The organism is Phenylobacterium sp., from assembly GCF_044372605.1.
Lineage (GTDB): Bacteria > Pseudomonadota > Alphaproteobacteria > Caulobacterales > Caulobacteraceae > Phenylobacterium.
This window is the reverse complement of the sequence record NZ_JBILRO010000213.1, coordinates 1-6,092: the sequence shown is the minus strand read 5'-3', so window position 1 is coordinate 6,092 and position 6,092 is coordinate 1. Positions and strand designations below refer to the sequence as shown.

7 protein-coding genes and 1 pseudogene are annotated in these 6,092 nt (G+C 64.9%); 4 read left to right on the top strand and 4 right to left on the bottom strand.

Annotated features, from left to right (window positions below; genetic code table 11):
• A partial coding sequence (locus ACIQ42_RS14765; protein WP_397423017.1) for an ATP-dependent helicase occupies nucleotides 1-633 on the bottom strand: 633 nt, incomplete at its 3' end.
• Nucleotides 634-664: 31 nt separating this feature from the next.
• Nucleotides 665-874, bottom strand: a complete 210-nt coding sequence (locus tag ACIQ42_RS14760) for a ribbon-helix-helix domain-containing protein (RefSeq protein ID WP_397423016.1) — start codon at nucleotides 872-874, stop codon at nucleotides 665-667.
• Between the two features lie 106 nt (nucleotides 875-980).
• On the opposite strand from ACIQ42_RS14760, the gene ACIQ42_RS14755 reads away from it, so the two are divergent.
• Nucleotides 981-1,736: a Coq4 family protein gene (locus ACIQ42_RS14755; protein WP_397423015.1), complete on the top strand. Its 756-nt coding sequence runs from the start codon at nucleotides 981-983 to the stop codon at nucleotides 1,734-1,736.
• A 102-nt stretch (nucleotides 1,737-1,838) separates the two neighbouring features.
• Here ACIQ42_RS14755 and ACIQ42_RS14750 read toward each other — a convergent pair whose 3' ends face one another.
• On the bottom strand, nucleotides 1,839-2,015 hold the full coding sequence (locus ACIQ42_RS14750; protein WP_397423014.1) for a DUF4169 family protein: 177 nt from the start codon (nucleotides 2,013-2,015) through the stop codon (nucleotides 1,839-1,841).
• Nucleotides 2,016-2,044: 29 nt separating this feature from the next.
• On the opposite strand from ACIQ42_RS14750, the gene ACIQ42_RS14745 reads away from it, so the two are divergent.
• On the top strand, nucleotides 2,045-3,400 hold the full coding sequence (locus ACIQ42_RS14745; RefSeq protein WP_397423013.1) for a M28 family metallopeptidase: 1,356 nt from the start codon (nucleotides 2,045-2,047) through the stop codon (nucleotides 3,398-3,400).
• Between the two features lie 117 nt (nucleotides 3,401-3,517).
• Here ACIQ42_RS14745 and ACIQ42_RS14740 read toward each other — a convergent pair whose 3' ends face one another.
• The gene (locus ACIQ42_RS14740; RefSeq protein ID WP_397423012.1) at nucleotides 3,518-4,720 is read right to left on the bottom strand and encodes a pyridoxal phosphate-dependent aminotransferase; all 1,203 of its coding nucleotides are present in this window, start codon (nucleotides 4,718-4,720) and stop codon (nucleotides 3,518-3,520) included.
• A 128-nt stretch (nucleotides 4,721-4,848) separates the two neighbouring features.
• On the opposite strand from ACIQ42_RS14740, the gene ACIQ42_RS14735 reads away from it, so the two are divergent.
• Both ACIQ42_RS14735 and ACIQ42_RS14730 read left to right on the top strand, forming a co-directional pair.
• Nucleotides 4,849-5,559 carry a TVP38/TMEM64 family protein gene (locus tag ACIQ42_RS14735; RefSeq protein ID WP_397423018.1) on the top strand — a complete coding sequence of 237 codons (711 nt, stop codon included), beginning with the start codon at nucleotides 4,849-4,851 and terminating at the stop codon, nucleotides 5,557-5,559.
• Nucleotides 5,560-5,812: 253 nt separating this feature from the next.
• Nucleotides 5,813-6,092: pseudogene (locus ACIQ42_RS14730) on the top strand (2-isopropylmalate synthase); the annotation flags it as partial.

Below are 6,092 nucleotides of genomic sequence, written 5' to 3'. Positions count from 1 at the left end.
GCAGGCGTTCAGCGTACGCAGGCGCTCCTGATAGAGCCGGTACATCGCCTGGCCCTTGCCGTTGGCGAAGTGGGCATTCTCTGCGACAGGCAATTGATCCGGCCGCCAGCCGCGGTTTTTCCAGTGGTCGATCAGCCCGGCCAGCGCCTTGGGCGTCCAGCGCTTGGTGTCGATGTTCTCGGCTTCCAGCACCTGCTTGATCAGGCGCTCCTGATCGTCAGTGTCCAGGATGGTGTAGTTGGACTTCAGACCCACCAGTTCTGCGTGCCGGCGCAGGATCTGGGCGGCGACCGAGTGGAAGGTTCCCAGCCAGCGCAGGCCTTCCGCTGATGGCCCGATGATTGCCCCGATCCGCTCGCGCATCTCCCGTGCGGCCTTGTTGGTGAAGGTGACAACCAGCAGCTCCCACGGTTTGGCCCGTCCTGTCGCCAGGATGTGGGCCAGCCGCGTGGTCAGCACCTTGGTCTTGCCGGTGCCCGCACCCGCCAACACCAGCACAGGCCCGTCGACGGCCTCGACAGCCGCGCGCTGTTCGGGGTTCAGGCCTGCGAGATAGTCCGCTGGCCGCGCATCGGCGCGTGCAAGATCGCTGATGCGGATTGCGGGGAGATCTGGAGATTCGGACGGCGACATTGGAACATATGTAGCACAGAGTTCGGGTCTGCTAACCGATGTGGTGTGTCAGCGCTGCGACCCTACACGCCGAAGCCAGGGCGCGTTCGCCGCGGCTGCGGTCGATCGTCAGGATCAAAGCGGCGAGACTCGAATTGCGCGCGGTCGCCATCTCCTCGAGCACGGTCCAGAACTCAGGCTCGAGAGCAATCGAGGTCGCGTGGCCAGCGAGCAGGACAGAACGCTTTTTCAGGGCGGGCATGGAAACCTTTTTTACCCCGTTTCCGCTAAACGCAAAGGTCCCCCTTGAAAAAAGATGACGGGGGCGTCATCTTTGATGCTGTCGATGTCCACTAGGATTGCGTTCGATGTCCATTACCGCCGACGCTGCTGATTTCCGTGCCACCCCAAAGGCGGCGGCGCCAAAGCTTGAGTGGGGCGCCGCCTGGCGCGCGCTCCAGCGCCTGCTTAAGGACAAGGAAGACACCCACGCGGTGTTCGAAATCATGCGCGCCCTCACCGGCGACTCCATCGCCAAAGGCTACCGGCGCCTTCTGGACACGCCCGGGGGTGGTCGTATCGCCTATGAGCGTCAGGAGTTCGCGGGGAAGCTGATGGACGACGCCTGGCTCGACAGCCTGCCGGCTGGCAGCGTCGGCGCCGCCTATCGCACCTTCATTCGCGCCGAGCATCTCTCCGCCGACGGCCTCGTGGAAATCAGCCGTGACAGCGGCGAGCATGCCGACGAGCCGCATCCCTATGCCTGGTTCGGCCGCCGCACCCGCGATGTGCATGACATCTGGCACATCCTGTCTGGCTATCACCGCGATGCCCTGGGCGAGGCCTGTCTGGTGGCGTTCTCCTATGCCCAGACCCGAAGCCTTGGTTGGGCCTTCATCGCCGTCGGCGCTGCTTCGACGGCGCGCAATTCCGGGTACCCGATGGTGAAGGCGATCTGGCAGGGATATCAGCGGGGCAAAGCCGCGGCATGGTTGCTGGGTCAGGACTATGAACGCCTGATGTCAGAGCCGCTCGAGTCCGCGCGCCGTCGGCTGGGTATCACACCCGCCACGATCTACGACTCGATCCCCGCAGATGTGCGTGATGGGGCCGTAGCGGCCTGACGCCTGGACCTACCTCCGTGACTTCTCGGTCTCGGCGCGAGGCAAACGCCTGAATCGCGTCGGCGCCAGTTACCAGTTCTGAATGAGATGCCGGGGGGGCGTTCAGTCCCCGCGTTTCTTGCCGTCCAGATCGCGCTGCGTTCGGGTGGCCTCGAGAGCGGCAACGGCCTTCTGATCCTTGGTAAGCCCGAACCGGATGCGGTTCCCGGACGCCTGAGACTTGCCTTCGGCGCGCGCCCGGGCCTTTCTGGCCTTGTTGAGATTGATCAGTTCCACCATCACTCTGATCCTCGCTCCGGAGTCACATCGTGCTGCGCAGTCTAGCTCTTCTGGCGGGCATGGCCACCGCTCTGGCGCCGATGTCTGCGCATGCAGGCTCCGGGGTGTGCGCCAGCTGTGTCACCTCGACCATGAAGCGCCTCACAGGTCCCGATCTGGCCGGGCGGGCCTGCGGTACAGATGATGACCTCGCCACCGCCCGTTACCTTGCCCGACGTTTCAAGGCCTACGGCGTAAGGGGCGCCGCGCCTGGCGGCGGCTATCTGCAGTCCGTGCAGTTCCGAGCGCCGGCCTATGCCTCACCGCCCGTCCTGCAGATTGGGGAGGATCGATACGTCCACGGCGAGGGTATTCTGGTCCAGACACCCATGTCGGACGCCGCGGGGCCCTTGGTGATCCTGAACAGGGACGGCGCCCCTGCGGAGGCCGCTGGCCGGATCGTGCTCTTCGATGGGCCCTATGATCCGACGACCGCCGCAGCTCTGGTAAAGGCCGGTGCGCTCGCGGTCATCGCGACACCGCCGGACCGGCTTCTGAAAGCGTGGGATCAGCTCGCACTGCGCCCGCCTGGGCCCGTCGAGGTTCTGGGTGTCGAGGCGCCGTCGCCGCGGCCCATAGGCCCGCCAGTTATCTTTGCCCGCCCCGAGACGATGGCGACCTTGAAGCTGCGCGCCGGGACGTCTGCGAGGATCACCGCGACCCTGGGGTCGCCGATTTTGCGCACCACCTACAATGTGCTGGCGGAAATCCCCGGCCGATCCGGACAAGCCCGCCGCGAGGTGGTGCTGCTCAGCGCACATCACGACCACCTCGGCGTCATTGACGGACAACTCTATCCCGGCGCCAATGATGATGCCTCCGGCACGGCTGCCGTGCTGGAGTTCGCAAGGATGATGAAGTCGGGGCGCGGCCACAAGCGCACGGTCCAGTTCGCGCTCTTTGGCTGTGAGGAACAAGGCGGGCATGGCTCGCGCTACTATCTTGCCCATTCGCCAGCACCGCTGGGCGATATTGTCGCCAATCTCCAGTTCGAGATGATCGGGGTTCCCGATCCCAAGGACAGCAAGGCGCTCATGCTCACCGGTTGGGATCGTTCAAACCTGGGTCCGGCGCTCAAGGCCAGGGGCGCGAGCCTGGGTCCGGATCTCTATCCGGAGGAAAACTTCTTCATGCGGTCCGACAACTACCGGTTGGCGAAGAAGGGCGTGGTCGCCCATACCATCAGCGCCTGGCCGCTGCCCCCCACCTATCACCAGCCGACCGACACCCTGGAGAACGTGGACCTGCCCTTCATGATCGGCGTTATCCAGTCACTCGCGGATCCAATCCGATGGCTGCTGGACAGCGACTTCAAGCCGGACTGGAACCCCGGGATGAAGCCCTGAGCCCGGGTCCCGGCCGATTGCCGACCCGATTGCGAACGCGGAATCCTGCCTCGGCGATCAGGCAAACAGCTTGGCTTTGGCAACCTTCTCGGTGTCGGCCGGTTACCCCGGTCCTGCCTATTTCACGTTTGCGCAGAACCGCTGGATCCGCTGGCAGGCGTCTTCGAGCACTGCGTTGCTGGTCGCGTAGCTGATCCGGAAATGCGGTGAGAGCCCGAACGCCGCGCCCAGCACCACGGCGACGCCTTCGGTTTCCAGCAGTTCGACGCAGAAGTCGGCGTCGGACGTGATGACCTTGCCCGACGGCGCGGTCTTGCCGATCAGGGCTTCCACGGACGGATAGACATAGAAGGCGCCCTCCGGTGTCGGGCAGTTGATGCCCTGGGCCTGGTTCAGCATCGAGACCACCAGGTCGCGGCGACCTTCGAACAGCCTGGCGTTGGGCTTGATGAAGTCCTGAGGCCCGTTCAGGGCCTCGACCGCCGCCCATTGCGAGATGGACGAGGGGTTCGACGTCGTCTGGCTCATCACCTTGGCCATCGACTTGATCAGGGCTTCCGGTCCGGCCGCATAGCCGATCCGCCAGCCGGTCATGGCATAGGCCTTGGAAACGCCGTTCATGGTCAGCGTACGATCATAGAGCGCCGGCTCCACCTGAAGGATGGTGGTGAACTCGAAATCGCCGAACACCAGGTGTTCGTACATGTCGTCGGTCAGGACCCAGACCTGCGGATGGCGCAGCAGGACATCGGCCAAGGCGCGCAGTTCGGCCCGGGTATAGGCGGCCCCGGAGGGGTTGGAGGGGCTGTTCAGAAACACCCAGCGGGTCCGCGGGGTGATCGCCGCTTCCAGGCCCGCCGCATCCAGTTTGAAGCCCGAGGCCACCGAGGTGGGCGCGGCGACAGGCTGGCCGCCTGCCAAAAGCACGATGTCCCAGTAACTGACCCAATAGGGCGTCGGGATCACCACCTCATCGCCCGCGTTCAGCGTCGAGATCATGGCGTTCCAGATCACCGGCTTGCCGCCCGGCGAGACATTCACCTGGCTGGCCTTGTAGGTGAGCTGGTTCTCCCGCTGGAACTTGGCGACGATGGCGTCCTTCAGTTCAGGGATACCATCGACGTTGGTATATTTGGTCTTGCCCTCGCGGATCGCCTTGATGGCGGCTTCCTTGATATTGTCGGGGGTATCGAAGTCGGGTTCGCCGGCGGCCAGACCGATCACGTTTTTGCCCTGGGCCTTCAACTCACGAGCCTTGGCGTCGGCGGCCAGGGTGGCGGAGGGCTTTACGCGGGCAAGCGCGTCGGATTCCCGAAACATGGGGGGAGACTCCCGGCTGGGGGTTGGCGAAACGGCGGGGGTTTAGCTCATGCAGCGGCGCACGCCTACCCGCAGAAGGGCGCCACTTCGCCTTGACCTGGCCTCAGGATCACGCGACGCCTCCGAAGGTGATGCGCCGCCTCTTCGAATTCCTGTCCAACCTCGACGCCCAGGCCTGGCGGACGCTGGCGGTGTCGTTTGTGCTGTTTGGCGGTGTCGGCGTTGTGTTTGTGTTCGGCGCCCAGTTCCTGGGGATCGACAGCGAGCGCACGCTGGAAGGGTGGCTGGGCGCGGCGCGGGGGCCGTGGTCCCTGCCGGTGGCGGTCGCCGCCTTTGCGGCCCTGGCCTTTGTCGGGACGCCGCAGATTGTCCTGATCGCGGCCGCCGTGGTGGCGTTCGGCCCGGTGACCGGCGCGGCCTACAGTTGGGTGGGCACCATGGTCTCGTCGGTGGTGGGATTTCATCTCGGGCGAACCGCCGGCGCGCGAACGCTCGAGCGGATTTCGGGTGACGGCGTGCGCCGGTTCATGCGGCTGATAGGCGAGAACGGGTTCCTGGCCAGCCTGATCGTGCGGCTGGTACCGTCGGCGCCGTTCATCGTGGTCAACATGGCGGCCGGCGTGACGCCCATGCGTGTGACCCACTTTCTGGCGGGGACGGGGATCGGCATCGTCCCTAAAATCGCGTTGACCGCTTTCGCGGGGGCCTCAATCCTGCAGATCATGCGCGGCGAGATTGCAGGCCATGGGGTGACGCTGCTGGCCGTTGCGGTCGCCTGGCTGGCGATCGGATGGTTTGCACAGCGCTGGCTGGGGCGGCGAGGGCGAAGTGACCCTTGAGCCACCGATCAGCAAGGTTCTTGCCGAGAAGGGCGTCTTTCAACTGATCCGACGCAAGAAGCTTGCGGCACGACGTCCATTTTGCTACATAAACTTCCATGCGCACGCGGCCCACAAGCCTGCTTCTTCTCTCGCTGGGGCTTAGCCGCCCCTGGGCGCCTCTCTAGGCACGCGCATGCTCGCGGCCGGGCGATCCAGGGGTTAGAAGACCTCCGCCCCTAGACTGAAACACCGCGAAGAGATCTGAATTCCCATGACCGACCCTGTATCAGAGTCCGCCCCGGCGCCGTCTGACCGCGTCATTGTCTTCGACACCACCATGCGTGATGGCGAACAGTCGCCCGGCGCATCGATGTCGCACGACGAAAAACTCGAACTGGCCAAGATCCTCGAAGACATGAAGGTCGATGTGATCGAGGCGGGCTTCCCGATCGCCTCCAACGGCGACTTCGAGGCGGTCCGCGCCATCTCCGGGATCATCACCGAAAGCGTCGTCTGCGGCCTCGCCCGCGCCGGCATGGCCGACATCGAAC